Source organism: Providencia sp. PROV223, from assembly GCF_028479245.1.
Lineage (GTDB): Bacteria > Pseudomonadota > Gammaproteobacteria > Enterobacterales > Enterobacteriaceae > Providencia > Providencia rettgeri.
Genome location: NZ_JAMPNG010000003.1, coordinates 1 through 18729 on the forward strand (window position 1 = coordinate 1; position 18729 = coordinate 18729).

Annotated in this window: 16 protein-coding genes; 4 read left to right on the forward strand and 12 right to left on the reverse strand. The window is 40.3% G+C overall.

Annotated features, from left to right (window positions below; translation table 11 throughout):
* The 7 genes from PR767_RS05010 to xerD form a co-directional block, all read right to left on the reverse strand.
* Positions 1-1475, reverse strand: a 1475-nt coding sequence (locus PR767_RS05010; protein WP_272519965.1) for a hypothetical protein, incomplete at its 3' end; no start/stop codon positions are given.
* Positions 1476-1495: 20 nt separating this feature from the next.
* A complete protein-coding gene (locus PR767_RS05015; protein WP_109912911.1) occupies positions 1496-2050 on the reverse strand; it encodes a hypothetical protein in 555 nt (184 codons plus the stop codon).
* A gap of 817 nt (positions 2051-2867) precedes the next feature.
* The gene (gene lysS, locus PR767_RS05020; RefSeq protein ID WP_272519966.1) at positions 2868-4385 is read right to left on the reverse strand and encodes a lysine--tRNA ligase; all 1518 of its coding nucleotides are present in this window, start codon (positions 4383-4385) and stop codon (positions 2868-2870) included.
* A gap of 7 nt (positions 4386-4392) precedes the next feature.
* A protein-coding gene (prfB, locus tag PR767_RS05025; RefSeq protein ID WP_109912913.1) for a peptide chain release factor 2 occupies positions 4393-5494 on the reverse strand; the annotation gives its coding sequence in 2 pieces (ribosomal slippage) (positions 4393-5415 and positions 5417-5494; 1101 coding nt in all).
* Between the two features lie 129 nt (positions 5495-5623).
* Positions 5624-7357, reverse strand: a complete 1734-nt coding sequence (gene recJ / locus PR767_RS05030) for a single-stranded-DNA-specific exonuclease RecJ (RefSeq protein WP_198641449.1) — start codon at positions 7355-7357, stop codon at positions 5624-5626.
* Positions 7358-7366: 9 nt separating this feature from the next.
* The gene (gene dsbC, locus PR767_RS05035; RefSeq protein WP_272519967.1) at positions 7367-8071 is read right to left on the reverse strand and encodes a bifunctional protein-disulfide isomerase/oxidoreductase DsbC; all 705 of its coding nucleotides are present in this window, start codon (positions 8069-8071) and stop codon (positions 7367-7369) included.
* Positions 8072-8092: 21 nt separating this feature from the next.
* The gene (gene xerD / locus PR767_RS05040; RefSeq protein ID WP_109912915.1) at positions 8093-8995 is read right to left on the reverse strand and encodes a site-specific tyrosine recombinase XerD; all 903 of its coding nucleotides are present in this window, start codon (positions 8993-8995) and stop codon (positions 8093-8095) included.
* Between the two features lie 117 nt (positions 8996-9112).
* On the opposite strand from xerD, the gene fldB reads away from it, so the two are divergent.
* Positions 9113-9631 (forward strand): flavodoxin FldB, encoded by a 519-nt coding sequence (gene fldB, locus PR767_RS05045; protein ID WP_004913034.1) that lies wholly within the window; start codon positions 9113-9115, stop codon positions 9629-9631.
* Positions 9632-9720: 89 nt separating this feature from the next.
* Here fldB and PR767_RS05050 read toward each other — a convergent pair whose 3' ends face one another.
* Complete coding sequence (locus PR767_RS05050) at positions 9721-10131, reverse strand: protein YgfX (protein WP_042851636.1); 411 nt, start codon at positions 10129-10131, stop codon at positions 9721-9723.
* A complete protein-coding gene (gene sdhE, locus PR767_RS05055) occupies positions 10112-10378 on the reverse strand; it encodes an FAD assembly factor SdhE (RefSeq protein WP_004913039.1) in 267 nt (88 codons plus the stop codon). Before sdhE ends, PR767_RS05050 begins: the two co-directional genes overlap by 20 nt.
* A 247-nt stretch (positions 10379-10625) precedes the next feature.
* On the opposite strand from sdhE, the gene ygfZ reads away from it, so the two are divergent.
* The 3 genes from ygfZ to PR767_RS05070 all read left to right on the forward strand — a co-directional run bounded on the left by ygfZ (position 10626) and on the right by PR767_RS05070 (position 13382).
* Positions 10626-11609 carry a tRNA-modifying protein YgfZ gene (ygfZ, locus tag PR767_RS05060; protein WP_272519968.1) on the forward strand — a complete coding sequence of 328 codons (984 nt, stop codon included), beginning with the start codon at positions 10626-10628 and terminating at the stop codon, positions 11607-11609.
* Positions 11610-11620: 11 nt separating this feature from the next.
* Positions 11621-12241 carry an HD domain-containing protein gene (locus tag PR767_RS05065; protein WP_272519969.1) on the forward strand — a complete coding sequence of 207 codons (621 nt, stop codon included), beginning with the start codon at positions 11621-11623 and terminating at the stop codon, positions 12239-12241.
* 244 nt (positions 12242-12485) lie between these two features.
* Positions 12486-13382, forward strand: coding sequence for a YncE family protein (locus tag PR767_RS05070; protein ID WP_164528562.1), 897 nt, complete (start codon positions 12486-12488; stop codon positions 13380-13382).
* A 97-nt stretch (positions 13383-13479) separates the two neighbouring features.
* On the opposite strand, the gene gcvP is transcribed toward PR767_RS05070, so the two are convergent.
* From gcvP to gcvT, 3 genes are all read right to left on the reverse strand, one after another.
* Positions 13480-16356 (reverse strand): aminomethyl-transferring glycine dehydrogenase, encoded by a 2877-nt coding sequence (gene gcvP, locus PR767_RS05075; protein ID WP_272519970.1) that lies wholly within the window; start codon positions 16354-16356, stop codon positions 13480-13482.
* A gap of 415 nt (positions 16357-16771) precedes the next feature.
* A complete protein-coding gene (gcvH, locus tag PR767_RS05080) occupies positions 16772-17164 on the reverse strand; it encodes a glycine cleavage system protein GcvH (protein WP_109912918.1) in 393 nt (130 codons plus the stop codon).
* Positions 17165-17209: 45 nt separating this feature from the next.
* The gene (gene gcvT, locus PR767_RS05085) at positions 17210-18304 is read right to left on the reverse strand and encodes a glycine cleavage system aminomethyltransferase GcvT (protein WP_004913055.1); all 1095 of its coding nucleotides are present in this window, start codon (positions 18302-18304) and stop codon (positions 17210-17212) included.
* Positions 18305-18729: the final 425 nt, after the last annotated feature.

Here is an 18729-nt window from a genome sequence, read left to right on the forward strand (position 1 = left end):
TGCAAGTCTTCCTGTTGTTTTTCACTTTGAGCCAACTGTTTTGCTAACGTATTCTGCGTGCTTTGATATGAATTAAGCTGCTCCTGAGCCGCTTTTAATGCATTTTCTAATGCAACTTTTTGTTCTGCTTGTTCAGTTTTTTCTGCCAGGGAAGCTTGAATTTTTTCTGCTAATTGTTCTTTTTCAACCAACTGGGCTTGTAATTGCTGGTTTTGAGACTCGAGTGATTTACTTTTTTCTTGCTGAGCAACTAAAGAAGATTGAACGCCATCTTTTTCACTTTTAGCCGTTGCTAGTTCATTTTCTTTTTGTTTTAACAACTCTTTTTGCTGTAAAAGCTCAGCTGTCACTGATTTTATCTGTTCATCAGTGTTACCAACAAGTTGTAGTTGATTTTTAGCCTCTGACTCTAATTTTGCAATATCAGCTGTCAGTTGCTCAATTTTCAAATTCGCTGAGGCAAATTGCTGTTCTTTTTCTGCTAATTGCTGTTTAAGTTGGGCTTGTTCAACAACACTTTCATTTAATTGCTTTTCAAGCTGAGCAATGGTTTCTTGAGTTTGTTGATTTTCTTGGCTCAATTGCTCAAGGCTATTTTGCTTTTGCTCAATTGTTTTTTGTGCATCCGCCAATTTAGCCTTTAATGTGTCAACTAAAGACTGGTCATCTGATGAATCTACAATCGTCTGTAATTGAGCTATTTGCTCTTTATTCTTCAGAACCTCATCATTTAATTTATCAATCTCAAATTGCTTTTCGGTAATTGTATGCGTTAATTGCGCAATACTCTTATTATGATTAATGAGTTCAGAAACAAGTTGTTCATCATTGAGTAAATGATTATAGGCAATAAGTTGGCCTACTCCTTGAGCAATACCAAACTTATATAAATGAGTTAATTGCTGACGTTCAATTAATTGCGCTAACTGCTCAAGATAAGCAGAGGCATTAATACCAGTTGGCTTAGCAAATTTAGACGCATATAAGCCGAGAGGGTCAAGAACTAATTGATACTTTGCGAAATCTTTTGCTAGATAAGCAGGATCCCATTGATTGCTTTGAAAAAAATAAGGGTAAGACGACAATAAAATAGGGGCTACGCCATTTTCTGTCGTCACCGCACACACCTCAGGAAACGTCGTTTTTTCTGGCTCAGTAGGATCTGCTTTCACTACATCTGTTTTCTTTGTTGATGTAGCCGCAGATTTATTCTTCCCTGTTGCTTTACTTTTAGTTCCTTTATTAGCTTTAGCTGCCGCAGATTTTTGTTTCTCTTTTGGCGCAGGAACAGTAGATAGCGAAGAAAAGATATCATAACCTTGGTTTTGTGTATTAACTGGCAATTGCTGCTTTTGTTCTTGCACTTTGCCTTCTTTTTCCATTTGAAGGTAAGTATCAAAATCATCAATTATATTGTTAAAGCGCTCTGCTTTTGGAGCATGACTAAAAAAAGTCGTAACAAGTGCCAGTGACACACAAAGCCTAAGGTTTATTCTCATAATCCACTAATTTTCTTCAATGTTGATTCGGTAGACAATACTGAGTTATAACGAACTTTTGCGCACAACACTTTAGTTTTGGATTCGATCGCCATTTGTAATAATTCAATTGTGTCTGGGCTAGCAGTACTTTCAACTTGTCGATATAGACGGTTGATTTCGCTAACTTCTTTAAATGAACCTACTAAGCGATTGTAATCTTTAGGTGAGAGTGTTTTGAGCGCGTTTAATTCTTTAACACACGTATTTAAATGGGCAAATGATTGCTGATCAGCACCATTTTCACCATAGCTTGTTGATGCTATTGGTGTACGACTAATGGCACTATTTAAAACTTTTTGAGATTCAGGGTATGTGTTATCAGTCTGGCCTGAATTCGTATCCGCAGTTGGTTGTGTTACTGGCTGAGCGGTACTTGCATTGACTGTCTGTTTACTTGGGGTATTCGGTGTTGCTGTATTGTATGTGTCTGAGCCAAATGTACAACCTGAAAGAAGAGCTGTACCTGCTATAAGCAAAGATGCAACATGAAATTTATTTTTTAAAAACATATGGTTACCTTACCAGCACTTTTCTTCGCTATTATAATGATGTCCAAAAAACCTAGTGTAAGCTAAAAATTAGCTATTTTCTATAAGTCCGAACGTAGAAATAGAGTCATCTCATAAATTTATGATTAACTTAACTTTAGTTTTAAAATTATTTTATTGCTATATTTTCATTAATTTTATGAGCTAATTCTCACTAGTCGTCCAATAAAGGAGTAAATTAACACCTTTTTCGGAATTTTTTATTATTTTATGTCAGATAACGATTAGGTTACTTGGTAAACCTTACTAGCAATTCAATACCTTTCAAGTAAACTCTTATTTTAGTTCTGTCATCTGAAACAATTGTTAACAAATAAAATGCTAGCTAACAAAAAATCTTATTTCATTTATCAAGCTGCTGACACATTTAAGCCTATGACATGAAAATAATCGCCATCACACCAAATATGGGTAACCTGCTTAATTCAATTCTACAGGTTAACAGTAATTAAAAATTATAAATAGAATCAATTTTTTATCAAAAAACGTATTTATAGACATTCAACTACGTAATAAAGCATAGCAGTTATCTGTCAGAATTACTTATATTAAATTGATACGATTCGTAACTCAAATTTATTTTTAATTAAAACATAGTGATTACATAGTCATAATCACTAAAAAAAAACTTTTCAGTGATTTCATTTTACGTTACTCATTTAACGTCTAGTAAATGGTGTTTTATTTTTTAACTAAAATGACCACTTGAATAAAACATGTGAAGAGTAATATTGATAGCTTATAAATATATGCCCGGAATTAACCGGGCATAATGCATTTAAGCTTTGCTAGGACGTAAAGCAGGGAATAAAATAACATCACGAATAGTATGGCTATTAGTGAATAACATCACCATACGGTCAATACCAATACCTAAACCGGCCGTTGGCGGTAAACCATGTTCTAATGCAGTAATATAGTCTTCATCATAGAACATTGCCTCATCATCACCTTCGTCTTTTTGACGAACTTGCTCAGCAAAACGCTCAGCTTGGTCTTCTGCATCATTTAATTCCGAGAAGCCGTTACCAATTTCACGGCCACCAATGAAGAATTCAAAACGGTCAGTAATGAATGGGTTGTCATCGTTACGGCGTGCTAATGGTGAAACTTCAGCTGGATACTCAGTAATAAATGTTGGCTGAATCAAGTGGCTTTCTGCAACTTCTTCAAAAATTTCACACTGAATACGGCCTAAGCCCCAGCTCTTTTCAATCTTAATACCGATAGACTGAGCAATCGCCACCGCTTTATCCATATCATCCAAATCAGCAACATTGGTTTCTGGGTGATATTTGCAAATCGCTTCTTTCATGGTGAGTTTGGCAAAAGGTTTACCAAAATCAAACTCTTGCTCGCCATACTGAACTACGGTATTACCTAATACTTTTTGTGTCAGTGTACGGAATAAATCTTCTGTCAACGCGATTAAGTCACGGTAATCCGCATAAGCCATATAGAGTTCCATCATAGTGAACTCTGGGTTATGACGTGGAGATAGCCCTTCATTACGGAAGTTACGGTTAATTTCAAATACTCGTTCAAAACCACCCACAACTAAGCGCTTGAGGTATAATTCAGGCGCAATACGCAAATACATATCGATATCTAATGCATTATGGTGAGTCACAAATGGACGTGCAGAAGCACCACCTGGAATGACTTGCATCATCGGTGTTTCCACTTCCATAAAACCGTAGCTAACCATAAAGTTACGTACTTCAGCGAGGATCTTCGAGCGAACAATAAAAGTATGACGAGATTCATCATTCGCAATTAAATCAAGGTAACGCTGACGGTAACGTGTTTCTTGGTCTGATAGACCGTGGAATTTGTCAGGTAATGGACGCAACGCTTTGGTTAATAAACGAACTTCATGACAATGAACAGTTAACTCGCCAGTTTTGGTTTTAAACAAACGGCCTTTAGCACCTAAGATATCGCCTAAGTCCCATTTTTTAAACTGTTCGTTATAGATGCCTTCTGCCAAGTCATCACGCGACACATAAATTTGAATGCGTCCGCCAACGTCCTGTAACGTGGCAAATGACGCTTTACCCATGATACGACGCGTCATCATACGGCCAGCAATCGATACTTCGATATTTAAGTCTTCAAGCTCTTCGGATGTTTTATCATCATATTGAGCATGAATTTTGTCGGAAATATCTTCACGACGAAAATCATTTGGAAATGGAATACCCTTTTCACGCAGTGCCGCTAATTTTTCTTTACGGGCTTTAAGTTCGTTATTCAAATCAGGTGCTTGTTCAACACCTTGTTGTTCCTGAGACATTTTTCCCTCACAGGCCAGCTTTTAAACTAGCTTCAATGAATTTATCCAAATCACCATCCAGTACGGCTTGCGTGTTACGCGTTTCCACACCAGTACGTAAATCTTTAATTCTTGCATCATCAAGGACATAAGAACGAATCTGGCTTCCCCAGCCAATATCAGACTTGTTCTCTTCCATCGCTTGCTTATCTGCATTTTTCTTTTGCATTTCCAGTTCGTATAGCTTCGCTTTTAACTGGCGCATAGCTTGGTCTTTATTTTTATGCTGCGAACGGTCATTCTGGCATTGCGTCACAATATTGGTTGGAATATGTGTGATACGTACCGCTGATTCCGTTTTGTTTACGTGCTGCCCACCAGCACCAGATGCACGGTACACATCGATACGCAAATCTGCTGGATTGATTTCGATATCAATATCATCATCAACTTCAGGATAAATAAACGCAGAACTAAAAGAAGTATGGCGACGCCCACCCGAGTCAAACGGGCTCTTACGAACCAAACGGTGAACACCCGTTTCCGTTCTTAACCATCCGTAGGCATAGTCACCAATAATTTTGACCGTTGCCGATTTTAGCCCGGCAACATCACCATCAGACTCTTCGATAATTTCAGTTTTAAAGCCCTTTGACTCGGCCCAACGCAAGTACATGCGTAATAACATACTTGCCCAATCTTGAGCCTCAGTACCGCCAGAACCCGCTTGTAAGTCAATGTAGCAGTCTGCGCTATCGTATTCGCCTGAGAACATACGACGAAATTCAAGTTGCTCTAACTTGCCTTGTAATTGCTCTAATTCAGCTTCTGCTTCATTGAATGTGTCTTCATCATCAGCTTCAACCGCTAGCTCTAATAAACCTTCAACATCTTCAAGGCCTTGCATCATCTGGTCAATCGTTTCAACAATTGCCTCAAGCGATGAGCGTTCTTTACCAAGGGCTTGTGCTCTCTCGGGTTCATTCCAGACATCTGGCTGTTCAAGCTCAGCGTTGACTTCTTCTAAGCGTTCTTTCTTGGCATCATAGTCAAAGATACCCCCTCAGAACCACTGTCCGTTCAGACAGGTCCTGAATCTTACTTTTTACTGGGTTTATTTCAAACGTCATTTTTCAATATCTTATGGTTAGTCAAAAATAATTTTTTATTCACAAACCGCTTAGTATAGCGGAATTTATCTCATGTTTATAGCGCCATCAAACGCTATTTACTGGTTATTCTTCTGGTTTATTACCAGCTTAATCCGGCCAAATATGCTCAATCATTAATTGTACGTTTCTTTGGCCACGATATTCGTTTACGTCTAATTTAAAGGCTATTTTAGCTTTTTTGATACTGTTGTCTGGCCATCTACGGACATCAATATTAAACATGATTGCATCTAACATTGGCCCACCATTCACAGGCTCTAGCATCAGTTTCAGATGACGTTCACCAACAAGCCTTTGCTGCAATAATTGAAACTCGCCATCAAAAATAGGTTCTGGAAATGCTTGCCCCCACGGGCCACTTTCTCGAATAAGTTCAGCCGTTTCTAAACAAAACTCATGGCGAGAAAGTTCACCATCACTCCAGATCACCCCAGCTAATTGCTCAGGTTGAACTAATTCACCCATCAATAATTCGAAATGATGTTTAAAGGCGTCAAATTGATCAACATGTAAAGTTAAACCTGCAGCCATTGCATGCCCACCAAATTTTTGCATGATACCGGGTTGTAACGTATTTAATCGTTCTAGTGCATCCCGCATATGAACACCTTGAATAGAGCGGCCAGAACCTTTTAATAAACCATCACCAGCAGGGGCAAATGCGATAACCGGACGATGATATTGTTCTTTGATCCTTGAAGCGAGTATACCGACAACACCTTGATGCCATTCAGGATGATATATGGCTAAGCCATTCGGTAACTGGTTTTCACCGTATTCGAATTGATTAAAAAGCACGAGTGCTTCTTGTTGCATACCCGCTTCAATCTCACGACGAGTTTGATTTAACCCATCTAACTCATTCGCCAGTTCCCTTGCATATGCCATATCGTCTGTCAGTAATAATTCAATACTCACTGACATATCATCTAATCGACCTGCCGCGTTTAATCTAGGACCAAGAGCAAAACCAAAATCATTTGCCACTAACCTAGATAAATCGCGGTTGGAAACCTCAACGAGGGCTTTAATTCCCGCGCAACAACGCCCTGCTCTAACACGATTTAGCCCTTGGTGAACTAAAATACGGTTATTGGTATCAAGAGGCACCACATCGGCAACGGTTCCCAATGCAACCAAATCAAGGTATTCGGCTAAATTAGGCTCTGCAAGCCCTTGTTTCGCAAACCATCCTTGCTGACGTAAATACGCACGTAAGGCTGACATTAAATAAAATGTGACACCTACCCCCGCTAATGATTTAGATGCAAAGCAACATTCATTTAAGTTCGGGTTGATTATCGCATCCGCAGCAGGCAACGTTCCCCCCGGCAGATGGTGGTCGGTAATAATTACATTCATTCCATAATGATTAGCGGCACCAACCCCTTCATGAGATGAAATGCCATTATCAACCGTTATAATGAGATTTGTTCCACGTTTACGGGCTTCTTCAACAACCAATGGCGTTAAACCATAGCCATTTTCAAAACGGTTCGGAACGATATAGTTGATATTTCTATATCCCATTGATTTTAAAGCTCGAATAGCTAATGCCGTACTTGTTGCTCCGTCGGCATCAAAATCACCAACAATAGTAATAGCTTCATGCTCAATTAGTGCGCGATAAAGTAGTGGTAATGCCTTATCAACACCCGATAATGACCGATAATCCAATAAATTAGCCGCTTTACGCTCTAACTGAGTTATGTCCGTGATGCCTCGGTGTTGGTAAATCCGTTGTAAAAGTTCAGGCAAGCCAGGAAGTTGAGCCGCAGAGCTTTGTTGCTGTCTTTGTTGTAAGAGCGTTTCTACATTCACAATAATTAACTATTTTTGGTTGAGTAATTGAACAAGGGCATCCGGTTTCATATAACCAGGTAGCATTTGCCCATCAGGTAGGATGATTGCTGGGGTTCCCGTCACTTTGAATAAATTACCCACACTCATATGCTTACTTAGATCAATTTTGCAGTCATCAATGATCGCAACGTTCTCACCTTTAAACGCTTGAGTTAATGCCTTTTGTTGTAGGCCATTACACCAGATAGACGCCATTTTTTTCCCTACGTCACTATCTGCGCCTTGGCGTGGATAAGCCAGATAACGCACTGTGACACCTTGGCGGTTTAATTCATCAACAGACTCATGTAATTTCTTACAATAACCACAGCTAATATCGGTAAAAACGGTCACAACATACTTTTCTTGGGGAGCTTTAAAGATAATCATTTCATCTTTTAGCGCCTCTACTTTTTTCAATAACGGCTGGTTACTGATATTAACCGGGTTTTTACCGCTCATATCATAAATTGGCCCTTGCAATAAATACTTGCCGTCATCTGTGATGTATACAACGCCAGTTGATGTTTCAACCACATTCAGCCCAACAATGGGTGAAGGTTTAATCACCTCAACAACCATATTGTATTTTTCCAATGTATCACGGATAACTTTTTCTTCCGTTGCCCCATAGACTGTGGAAGTAAACGACGCAATACATGCGGCAGCCAATAATAACAATTTGCGTTTCATAGATAGTCCTTTAATCATGCATCACCCCCTTGGATGATGCTGCTCATGCAATACTCGTAACCGCTCAGTCGCAACATGAGTATAAATTTGTGTGGTTGATAGATCGCTATGACCTAACAACATTTGTACCACGCGTAAATCGGCCCCATGGTTGAGTAAATGGGTGGCAAAAGCGTGTCTTAGAACATGCGGTGAGAGTAGCTCACTGTCAATATGAGCAAGTACGGCATAATATTTTATTCGGTGCCAAAACGTTTGCCGAGTCATTTTCGTGCCACGTTTACTTGGGAATAGAATATCGCTCGTTTTGCCATTTAATAAATCAGGGCGACCTTCATCAATGTATTTCTCTAGCCAATATATTGCCTCTTCCCCCAAGGGAATCAATCTTTCTTTATCGCCTTTACCGACAACACGAATAACTCCCTGCCGCAAACTTATATCTGAGAACGTTAAACCGATTAATTCAGATACACGCAAACCACAGGCATATAACACTTCTAACATGGCTTTATCACGTAGCTCTAAAGCATCTTCGGTAGCAGGGGCGTTTAATAAATCTTCAACTTGTTTTTCACTTAAATCTTTGGGTAAACGCTGCGGAATTTTGGGTGCAGCAATGACCGCGGAGGGGTCATCCAGGCGAATTTTTTCCCGATACAAATATTGAAATAACCGACGCATCGCACTTAATAAACGTGCTGAACTGGTTGCTTTATATCCACAATCAATGCGTTCAGCAAAAAAAGATTGTAAGTCAATGGATTGAACATTTTCTAAATGCAACTGGTGAGCATCAAGCCATTTATCTAATAATTGAAGATCATTACGATAAGAAGCTAATGTATTTTCAGCAAGATCTTGTTCAAGCCAGATTGTATCAAGAAATTGTTCAATTAATGGATTAAGTTGTTTTGTTTCCACGACAGATCTACTTCCTTTCGATAATACCACACGATTCTATTATGCCTGAATGTGCCGGCTTCTGTTACAATACATCTCTTGTGATGAAAACCATAGCTGGACATAGTAATAATATATATGAAAATAGGTCTTTTTTACGGTTCTAGTACCTGTTATACCGAAATGGTTGCAGAAAAAATACGTGATATTCTCGGCGATGATTTCGTCACACTGCATAACGTTAACGATACACCGCCGGCAGAAATGGAACAGTATGATGTTCTTATTTTGGGAATACCTACGTGGGATTTTGGTGAAATACAAGAAGATTGGCTTGAAATTTGGGAAGCGCTTCCCAATCTTAACCTCGCAAATAAAATCATTGCGATGTATGGTCTTGGTGACCAAATAGATTATGGCGAGTGGTTTCTTGATGCCCTTGGCATGCTCTACCATCAACTAAAACCAACTGGTGCTAAATTCGTTGGCTTCTGGCCGACCGAAGGCTATACCTTTGATAGCCCTAAACCACTCAATGAAACCGGTGATATGTTTGTGGGGCTTGCATTAGATGAAGTTCACCAGTTTGAACAGACCGATGAACGCATCGCACAATGGTGTGTACAGATTTTTCAGGAAATTGAAGCTCTATTATAATGCAAACTGATGTTTGCTTGCTCATCGATAACCCAAAGTGAGCGGCACCTAGCGGTATTTAGGCCACCAATTCGGTTGATCTTGGTAGCCTAGATATCAGGGTATTGCAGCAATAACTGGTTTAAATTACGCCAATTTTCCTCCGAAAGTGCGTCTTTAGCTACCCATAAATGGATCTTTTGCGGTTTGCCTTGTAACGCTTCTAATGTCAGCAATATACCGTAACGAGTAAGCCAAGGTGCTTTCAGTATTCGCCACTCGTTTTTCTTCCACTGAAGCTTATTGCCATTAACCAGTACAGCAACCCCTTTTATTTTACTGATATTTTTCTGACTCTTTGCCCAACTCGCAACGACAACCACTAGTAGCGGCAGCCATATCATTGAGTTACCAGGAGACCATGGAGTCAGAAGCAAAAACATCCCAATGACCCCATGAACACAGGTTGAGAACAATTGAGTTTTCCATGAGATGGAGAGATTAGATTTCCACAGGACCACGATTTTTATTTTTTTCCTGAATCAGTTTAATCATACGAAAAAGTTCGTCATCATCTGGGCGGCCATGGTTCATTAACCAGTTGAATAAGTCAGGGTCCGCACATTCTAATAATCGAACAAATACCTGCTTATCTTGGGTTGTCAGGTTATCATATTCATACTCAAAAAACGGCATGATTGAAATATCTAATTCACGCATACCACGGCGGCATGCCCAATGAATTCGTGCTTTATTCTCAATATCCATTCTACTACGGCCTTTTTTGCAGTTAACTGATTAGATTGATTATTTTCCATACTCTAACAGATTATCCGCCAAGAAAACATGTTATAGACTACATAGTTGTAATTTTAGTAGTAAAATACCGTTTTTCTACAAACAGCTGATGAAAAACTATTAGATAATACAGATTCATCATAATAACTACTTGCAATGTTATCTAGCTATTTTACCATTAGGCACCCTTATCTATCAAAGAACAATAGGTGAAATCATGACTAACCACATTGATAGTACACAGCAATTTCCTCTCGGATCTCAGTCTTTACCACTCGTTTTGATTTCACTGGAAAACTGGGAACTTATTCACCTTCACGGCGCCGATGCAGAAAAATATCTGCAAGGCCAAGTGACCGCGGATATTGCCACACTCACACAATCACACGCATTAACAGCACACTGTGATCCCAAAGGTAAGATGTGGAGTGACCTCCGCTTATTCCATCACTTAGATGGCTATTCCTATCTATTAAGAACTAGCGTTGCCGATTCACAGCTCGCTGAACTGAAAAAATATGCTGTTTTCTCGAAAGTCACTTTTGAAAAGAAACCGGACCTAAAATTAATCGGGGTCGCAGGTAAAGGCGCTAGAGAAGCGCTGGCAACACTCTTTACTACATTACCAGACGACCAAAACCAAGTGGTTACTGACGGCGCTTCTACCATATTGCATTTTGCATTACCCACAGAGCGTTTTCTGGTGATCACAAGCGAAGAAACGGCACAAAAAATGGCTCAAACCTTGAGTGCTATTCAGGTCAATGATGAACAATGGCTAGCCCTTGATATCGAAGCTGGGTTTGCAGTTATCGATCAACAAAACAGTGCTCAACATTTACCTCAAGCAACCAATTTACAAGCCCTACCTCATGGTATTAGCTTTAAAAAAGGCTGTTATACCGGTCAAGAAATGGTTGCCCGTGCAAAATTCCGCGGTGCAAATAAACGTGCGATGTATACCTTAAAAGGCACAGGCACTACCATTCCTGCTATTGGTGAAGGTGTGGAATGGCAGCTTGGTGATAAATGGCGCCGTACAGGAACCGTGCTAGCGGCAATTCGCTTAGGTAGTGGCGAAATCTATGTACAAGTCATTATGAATAACGATATGGAAACCGATAGCGTTTTCCGCGTTATGGGTGATGAGCAAAGTCATCTAACTATCGCACCATTACCTTATTCATTAGAAGAGAATTAATTGGAGTTTTTATGTCATCTGCATTAGGTAGCGAGCCCGTAGAGGTGGTTAATTTTGGGGCTTTTACCGAAGTCGTCCAATTTTTGATGGAATTAGATAAACTCAAAAGTGTTTATCGTAAAAATAAGTTATTGAACCGTGAACGCCAAGAAAATACAGCAGAACACAGTTGGCAATTTGCGGTTGCAGCCATGAGTTTTGCACCCTATGTACAAGGCGTTAATATCGAACATGCGATAAAACTTGCCCTTGTGCATGACATTGTTGAAATTGACGCAGGTGATGTATTGGTATTTGATAATGCCGCTCGTAATGCTATTCATGAAGAAGAAGTTAAAGCGGCTAAGCGTATTTTTAACTTACTGCCTAGCCCGCAAAATGAAACATTGCTAGCTTTATGGAATGAATATGATGCATTAGAAACCCCGGAATCTGTGTATGCGAATGCCATTGACCGAGCAATGCCAATGCTGATGAACCTGCACAATCAAGGGCAAAGCTGGGTCGAAAACCACATTCGTCTGGAACAAGTTCTCAGTAAATGTGATTATATTCAACAGATCCTACCTGAATTTTATCAACAACTTAAATTACAATTGGAGCTAGCTCAGCAAAAAGGCTGGTTGCTGTAATTGTCGCCCAAAGCGGCTGAAAAGCCGCTTCATTTAACGTTTTACACTCATCTAATCTAATATGTATTGCCCATAGTAAAATATACCTTTCACTAATTCATTATTTTAATTTAAATAATAAACCACTTTATATTTTTTAATAATTATTAATCTCGACTTATATAGAAATACCAATATTAATAACTTGCTAATTATTAATATCACTCCTATCTTTATCATTGAACATTTGCCTGTGAGGTTTAAAATGCAAAAATTCAATGAATATTCAAATCCTTACCTTTTACTATTAGATGTCCATTCACCCGCTATAGTTCAATTCAATAAATCAACTCGTCAAACAATCCCAATTATCGAAGAACTCGGTGGAACCCCTGACGGCATTGCTATTGACCCTGCTAATCGATTAATTTATTGGAGCAATATGGGGGATGATTATGAAGCTGACGATGGCTCCATCAATGTGATGAATTTTGATGGCACTGGCAGAAAAATGCTATTAGGCAATGGAAAAATAAGAACGCCAAAACAATTACATCTTGATTTAGTGAATCAACGATTATATTGGTGTGACCGTGAAGGAGGTATGGTTTCATCGTGTAATATCGATGGTTCTAATTTATTCGTCCATGTAGCAAGACCCCGAGATAAACACAATAAAGTAGATATCTTAGACCAATGTGTTGGCATTACTGTTGATGTGGCAAATAATTGGCTCTACTGGACTCAAAAAGGAACCCCTAAAGGTAATTTAGGTCGTATCTTTAGGGTGCCATTAACGCCTAAAACCCAACAATCAGCCAATCAACGAAACGATATTCAATTGCTCCTTCAAGACCTACCCGAACCTATTGATTTATTGCTTGATGAAGAGACCCATATTTTATATTGGACAGATAGAGGCGCTGAGCCCGATGGTAATAGCTTAAATTGTGCCAATATTACTGCTGATGGATTAAGCCATTACAAGGTAATAAGCCGTGGTTTTAAAGAAGCGATTGGGCTGACATATGATAAACCAGCAAAACTGATGTATGTCGCCGACCTTAATGGGGGGGTTTACCAAGTCGTTATGGAAACAGGTGAAGTGGAAAAGCTATACCAAGGTAAAAATTATACGGGGATTTCACAATATTTAGGTTAGAAATATCCATAAATAAAGGCTTGATTTCAGTAAACTATCGAAATCAAGCCTAAAACATATTTAATTCACACTATTTAATGAAAGGTGTGATTTATTCCTACATATAATCTTCAATCGGTACGCACGAACAGTGTAGGTGACGGTCCCCATACACATCATCAAGGCGTTTTACCGCAGGCCAATATTTATTCGCTTTCGTTTGTTCAGTAGGGAATACGGCAAGCTCACGGCTATAACTATGAGTCCACTCCCCTGCTAACTCTGTTTGCACATGAGGCGAATTCACTAATGGGTTATCTTCTAACGTCCATTGGCCTTTCACTACTTGGTCAATTTCATCACGGATAGCTAACATAGCATCAATGAACCGATCAATTTCCGTAATACTTTCAGACTCTGTCGGCTCAATCATTAATGTTCCCGCCACAGGGAAAGACATGGTTGGTGCATGGAAACCATAATCAATCAAACGCTTAGCAATATCCAGTTCACTGATACCCGTATCTTTTTTAATCGGACGTAAATCGACAATACACTCATGAGCCACATAGCCTTCTTGCCCTGTATATAAAATGTCATAACGACCAGAAAGACGCTTAGCAATATAGTTAGCATTTAAAATGGCAACTTGGCTGGCTTTGCGTAAGCCATAAGAGCCCATCATACGAATATACATCCAGCTAATTGGCAAAATTGATGCACTACCAAACGGGGCGGCTGATACCGCACCTTGGTCAGTTAACATTTCTTGCTCAACCACAGAGTGCCCCGGTACGAACGGTGCTAAGTGCTTTTTCACACCAATAGGCCCCATACCTGGGCCACCACCGCCATGAGGAATACAGAATGTTTTATGTAAATTTAGGTGAGAAACATCCGCACCAATAAAGCCTGGAGTTGTTAACCCAACCTGAGCATTCATATTTGCACCATCAAGGTATACTTGGCCGCCATATTGGTGAATAATTTCACACACTTCACGAATACTTTCTTCATATACCCCGTGGGTTGATGGGTAAGTTACCATCACACAAGAAAGAGCTTCGCTATGTTGCTGGGCTTTTTCACGTAAATCAGCTAAATCAATATTACCTTCATCATCACAACGCACTACCACCACTTCCATACCTGCCATATGCGCAGAAGCTGGATTAGTACCGTGAGCAGAAGCTGGGATCAAACAAATATTTCTCTCCCCTTCATTGCGACTTTCATGGTAACGACGAATAGCTAATAAACCTGCATATTCACCTTGAGCCCCTGAGTTAGGTTGCATACAAACCGCATCATAACCGGTCAATTGTACTAACCAATGAGAAAGCTGTTCTATCATTTGATGATAACCTTGCGCCTGCTCTGGTGGACAAAACGGATGTAGCTCGCCAAATTCAGGCCAGGTAATTGGGATCATTTCCGCAGCCGCATTAAGCTTCATGGTACAAGAACCGAGTGGGATCATAGCTTGGTTTAATGCTAAATCTTTGCGCTCTAAGCTATGCATGTAGCGCATCATTTCGGTTTCACTGTGGTAACGATGAAAGTTGGGATGTACTAAAATTTCATCATCACGTCTCATCGTGTTTGGAATTGCTTGTTCTGTCGCGGAAACTGACTGATCTAGTTTTTCAAAATCCAGCTTAGTTTCGACACCGGTGATCACTGCAAACAATTCATTTAAATCTTGGCGGGTCGTGATTTCACTAAAAGTCACACCGACTGCACCACGAATGTCAGTGCGTAAATTCACTTTGGCTTTTTCAGCACGCGCTAGCACTGCTGTTTTGTCTGCGACTTCAATGCAAAGTGTATCAAACCAAGTTTTATGGCGTGATACGAAACCTGCATCTGCTAATGCCTTGGCAAAAATAGAGCTAAAGCGATGAATACGCTCTGCAATTATTTTCAGCCCTTTTGGTCCATGATAAACCGCATACATGGCTGCAATATTGGCTAACAGCACTTGGGATGTACAAATATTCGAGTTCGCTTTTTCACGGCGAATATGCTGCTCACGGGTTTGCATCGCCATACGTAGTGCAGTATTACCTGCCGCATCACGAGACACACCGATAATACGTCCCGGCATTGCCCGTTTAAATTCATCACGACACGCAAAAAATGCCGCATGAGGTCCACCATAACCCATGGGAACACCAAAACGTTGCGCTGAACCGAAGACAATATCCGCCCCTTGCTTACCCGGTGCGGTCAGTAATACTAGTGCCATCATATCTGCAGCAACACAGCTGACAATTTTACGCTCTTTTAGCTGAGCAAAGAGCGCGCTGTAGTCATGGACATTACCTGTCGAGCCAACCTGCTGAAGTAACACACCAAAAACACCTTCGTGTTCCAATGCTTTCTCTGCGCTATCCACAATCACTTCAAAACCAAAAGTACCCGCACGCGTGCGAACGACATCTAGCGTTTGCGGATGAACATCATCTGCTACAAAAAAGCGTTCCGCATCTTTCAGTTTGCTGATCCGTTTTGCCATTGCCATAGCTTCAGCCGCAGCAGTGGCTTCATCTAATAACGACGCAGAGGCAAGGTCTAAACCAGTAAGGTCGATAGTTACCTGTTGAAAATTCAATAATGATTCTAAACGACCTTGTGACACCTCCGGTTGGTATGGCGTATAAGCGGTATACCAACCCGGGTTTTCTAATAAATTACGCAAAATAACCGGCGGAAGCACTGCAGGCGCATACCCCATACCAATGTAGCTTTTGTAGCGCTTATTGAGTGACGCTATCGCTTTTAATTCAGCTAAGGCTTCTTGCTCAGTTGCTCCCCCACCCACTCTTGGTGGCTCTGCAAGCAAAATGGCTTTAGGGACAATTTTGTCCATCAAAGCATCTAATGACGTTGCACCCACGGTGTCTAACATGGTTTTTAATTGTTGTTCTGATGAACCAATGTGGCGCGAAATGAATTCTGAACGGTTTTCTAATTGACTCAGTGACATCGACATATCTGTGTTCCCATCCTTTGTCTGCTATGCATAAGTTGTAGGGCGGTTATTACGGAACTTGCGAGATAACGCTTAAAATCAATGATATTGCTGCTTGTTTCTTGTTTCTTACTAATTATATTTTATCAATCCTCTAAATAGCTCATCTTATGGCTATCACTAAAAAGTGTTTATTCTAAATAGGTTGCGTTGTGGCTAGGCGGCAAACGTAGACAATCTTGGGGGACATACACAAGTATGTGACCCGAGTTGTTGAGTGCATCCACCCATAAAACAAGCGTATTAATAAATCCTATAAATAGTTCATCTTGTGGCTAGGCGGCAAACGAATAAGACCCTAGGAGCATACATCAGTATGTGACTAGGGCGAATGAGCGAAGCCAACGCCGCCACAAGAAGAAATATGACTAGGATTTTATTCTTCGGCTTCGATCATAGAGGTATAACCCGCCGCATCAATTAAATCCGCCAGCTCTGCGGTATCGGATGCTTTAATGCGGAAAATCCAACCTTCTTGGTATGGCTGTTCGTTCACAAGTTCTGGCGCATCATTCAGTTCGCCATTAACCGCCACAATTTCGCCACTCAGAGGAGCGTAAATATCGGATGCCGCTTTAACTGACTCGACGACTGCAACGTCATCACCTGCACTTACCACAGTACCTACTTCGGGTAAATCAACAAACACCATGTCACCTAACGTTTCTTGTGCATGTTCGGTGATACCAACCGTAAACTCACCATTACCTTCATCGCGCAGCCACTCATGTTCACGGGTGTACATTAATTCTTTAGGTGTATTGCTCATCATTAGCCTCTCAATTTTTAAATTTATTAATTAGATTCGCCCAAATTACACTAAGCATTTTCCTTCACGGACAAAGCCCGGTTTAACGACTTCAACTGGCATCTCTCTTTGTCTGATTTCAACAATTGCTTTGCCTTGAATTCCGTTCGGGACACGCGCTAACGCAATACTAAAGCCAAGGGTTGGCGAGAAAGAGCCACTGGTTATCACCCCTTCTTGTAGTTTCCCAAGTTCATCAGTAAAGCGGACAACTTGCCCCGCACGCAGTATACCTTTTTCACGCATCACAATACCGACAAGTTTTTCAGTACCTTGTTCGCGTAATTTTTCCAATGCTTCACGGCCAATAAATTGGCGATCTTCAGGTTTCCAAGCGATCGTCCAGCCCATATTCGCGGCAAGGGGAGAAATGCTTTCATCCATATCTTGCCCATATAGGTTCATACCGGCTTCAAGGCGTAAGGTATCACGTGCCCCTAAGCCCGCAGGGTGAACTCCAGACTTAAGCAGTTTATGCCAAAATTCAACGACCTGCTCTTTAGGCAGGGCAATTTCATAACCTTTTTCACCAGTATACCCAGTGGTTGCGATGAACAAATCCCCTGCTTGAACACCATAAAATGGTTTCATTCCTTCAATAGCACTGTTTTGTTCCGCACTGAGTAATGAATGAACTTTTTCTGGCGCTTGTGGCCCTTGAACAGCCAATAGTGCTAAATCATCGCGAACACGAATTTCAACAGCATAGCCTTTAGCATGCTGCTCAATCCAAGCGAGGTCTTTATCACGTGTTGCTGAGTTGACGACGAGACGATAAAAGTCATCAGCGAGGTAATACACAATCAGGTCATCAATAACACCACCAGAAGCATTCAGCATGCCTGTATATAAGGCTTTACCTTGCTCTGTAAGTTTATTGATATCGTTGGCGAGAAGATAACGCAGAAAATCACGACAGCCTTCGCCGTGTAAATCAACAATAGTCATATGGGAAACATCAAACATCCCTGCTTCGGTTCTGACAAAATTATGTTCATTGATCTGTGAACCATAATGCAACGGCATCATCCAACCATGAAAATCGACCATTTTTGCACCGCAGGCTATATGTTCATCATATAGTGTTGTTTGCTTTACCATGAATACCCTCTTTACATTATTAATATGACAGGGTGATTGCGTGGTGAAAATTACCCATCTGCAACAAAATCACGTGATAATTTTAACCCGACGCAAACGATAACTTTTTAAAAACCTACCACTGTTTGCGGTTCTATTCTATAAAAAAAAATAGGGCTACCATTCCTCTGTATTACTGATTGCGCTCTGATTTTGCCAGCGATTTTTGTTAAATAATTGAGAATGATCACTCAAAACCCTTACATTTAGAGTCTAATGGTGCAAAATATCACCAAAACTAGAATTTGAATGATGCCTTGATAAATAAAACCCACCATAGCAATATAAATAAAACTAATGCGAAAAATGAATGTAATTAGTTTTTTTCAGTCATAGTTAAAAATAGCTGCGTGTTTTTAGGTATTCATACTCACTAAATTGAGTCA

Excerpts from the sequence above, each read along its gene's own strand:
- ygfZ (WP_272519968.1), top strand. The coding sequence starts at position 10,626 with ATGACTAACCACATTGATAGTACACAGCAATTTCCTCTCGGATCTCAG.
- sdhE (WP_004913039.1), bottom strand. The coding sequence starts at position 10,378 with ATGGATATTGAGAATAAAGCACGAATTCATTGGGCATGCCGCCGTGGT.
- gcvT (WP_004913055.1), bottom strand. The coding sequence starts at position 18,304 with ATGGTAAAGCAAACAACACTATATGATGAACATATAGCCTGCGGTGCA.
- PR767_RS05015 (WP_109912911.1), bottom strand. The coding sequence starts at position 2,050 with ATGTTTTTAAAAAATAAATTTCATGTTGCATCTTTGCTTATAGCAGGT.
- PR767_RS05070 (WP_164528562.1), top strand. The coding sequence starts at position 12,486 with ATGCAAAAATTCAATGAATATTCAAATCCTTACCTTTTACTATTAGAT.
- gcvH (WP_109912918.1), bottom strand. The coding sequence starts at position 17,164 with ATGAGCAATACACCTAAAGAATTAATGTACACCCGTGAACATGAGTGG.
- lysS (WP_272519966.1), bottom strand. The coding sequence starts at position 4,385 with ATGTCTCAGGAACAACAAGGTGTTGAACAAGCACCTGATTTGAATAAC.
- dsbC (WP_272519967.1), bottom strand. The coding sequence starts at position 8,071 with ATGAAACGCAAATTGTTATTATTGGCTGCCGCATGTATTGCGTCGTTT.
- fldB (WP_004913034.1), top strand. The coding sequence starts at position 9,113 with ATGAAAATAGGTCTTTTTTACGGTTCTAGTACCTGTTATACCGAAATG.
- gcvP (WP_272519970.1), bottom strand. The coding sequence starts at position 16,356 with ATGTCGATGTCACTGAGTCAATTAGAAAACCGTTCAGAATTCATTTCG.
- PR767_RS05065 (WP_272519969.1), top strand. The coding sequence starts at position 11,621 with ATGTCATCTGCATTAGGTAGCGAGCCCGTAGAGGTGGTTAATTTTGGG.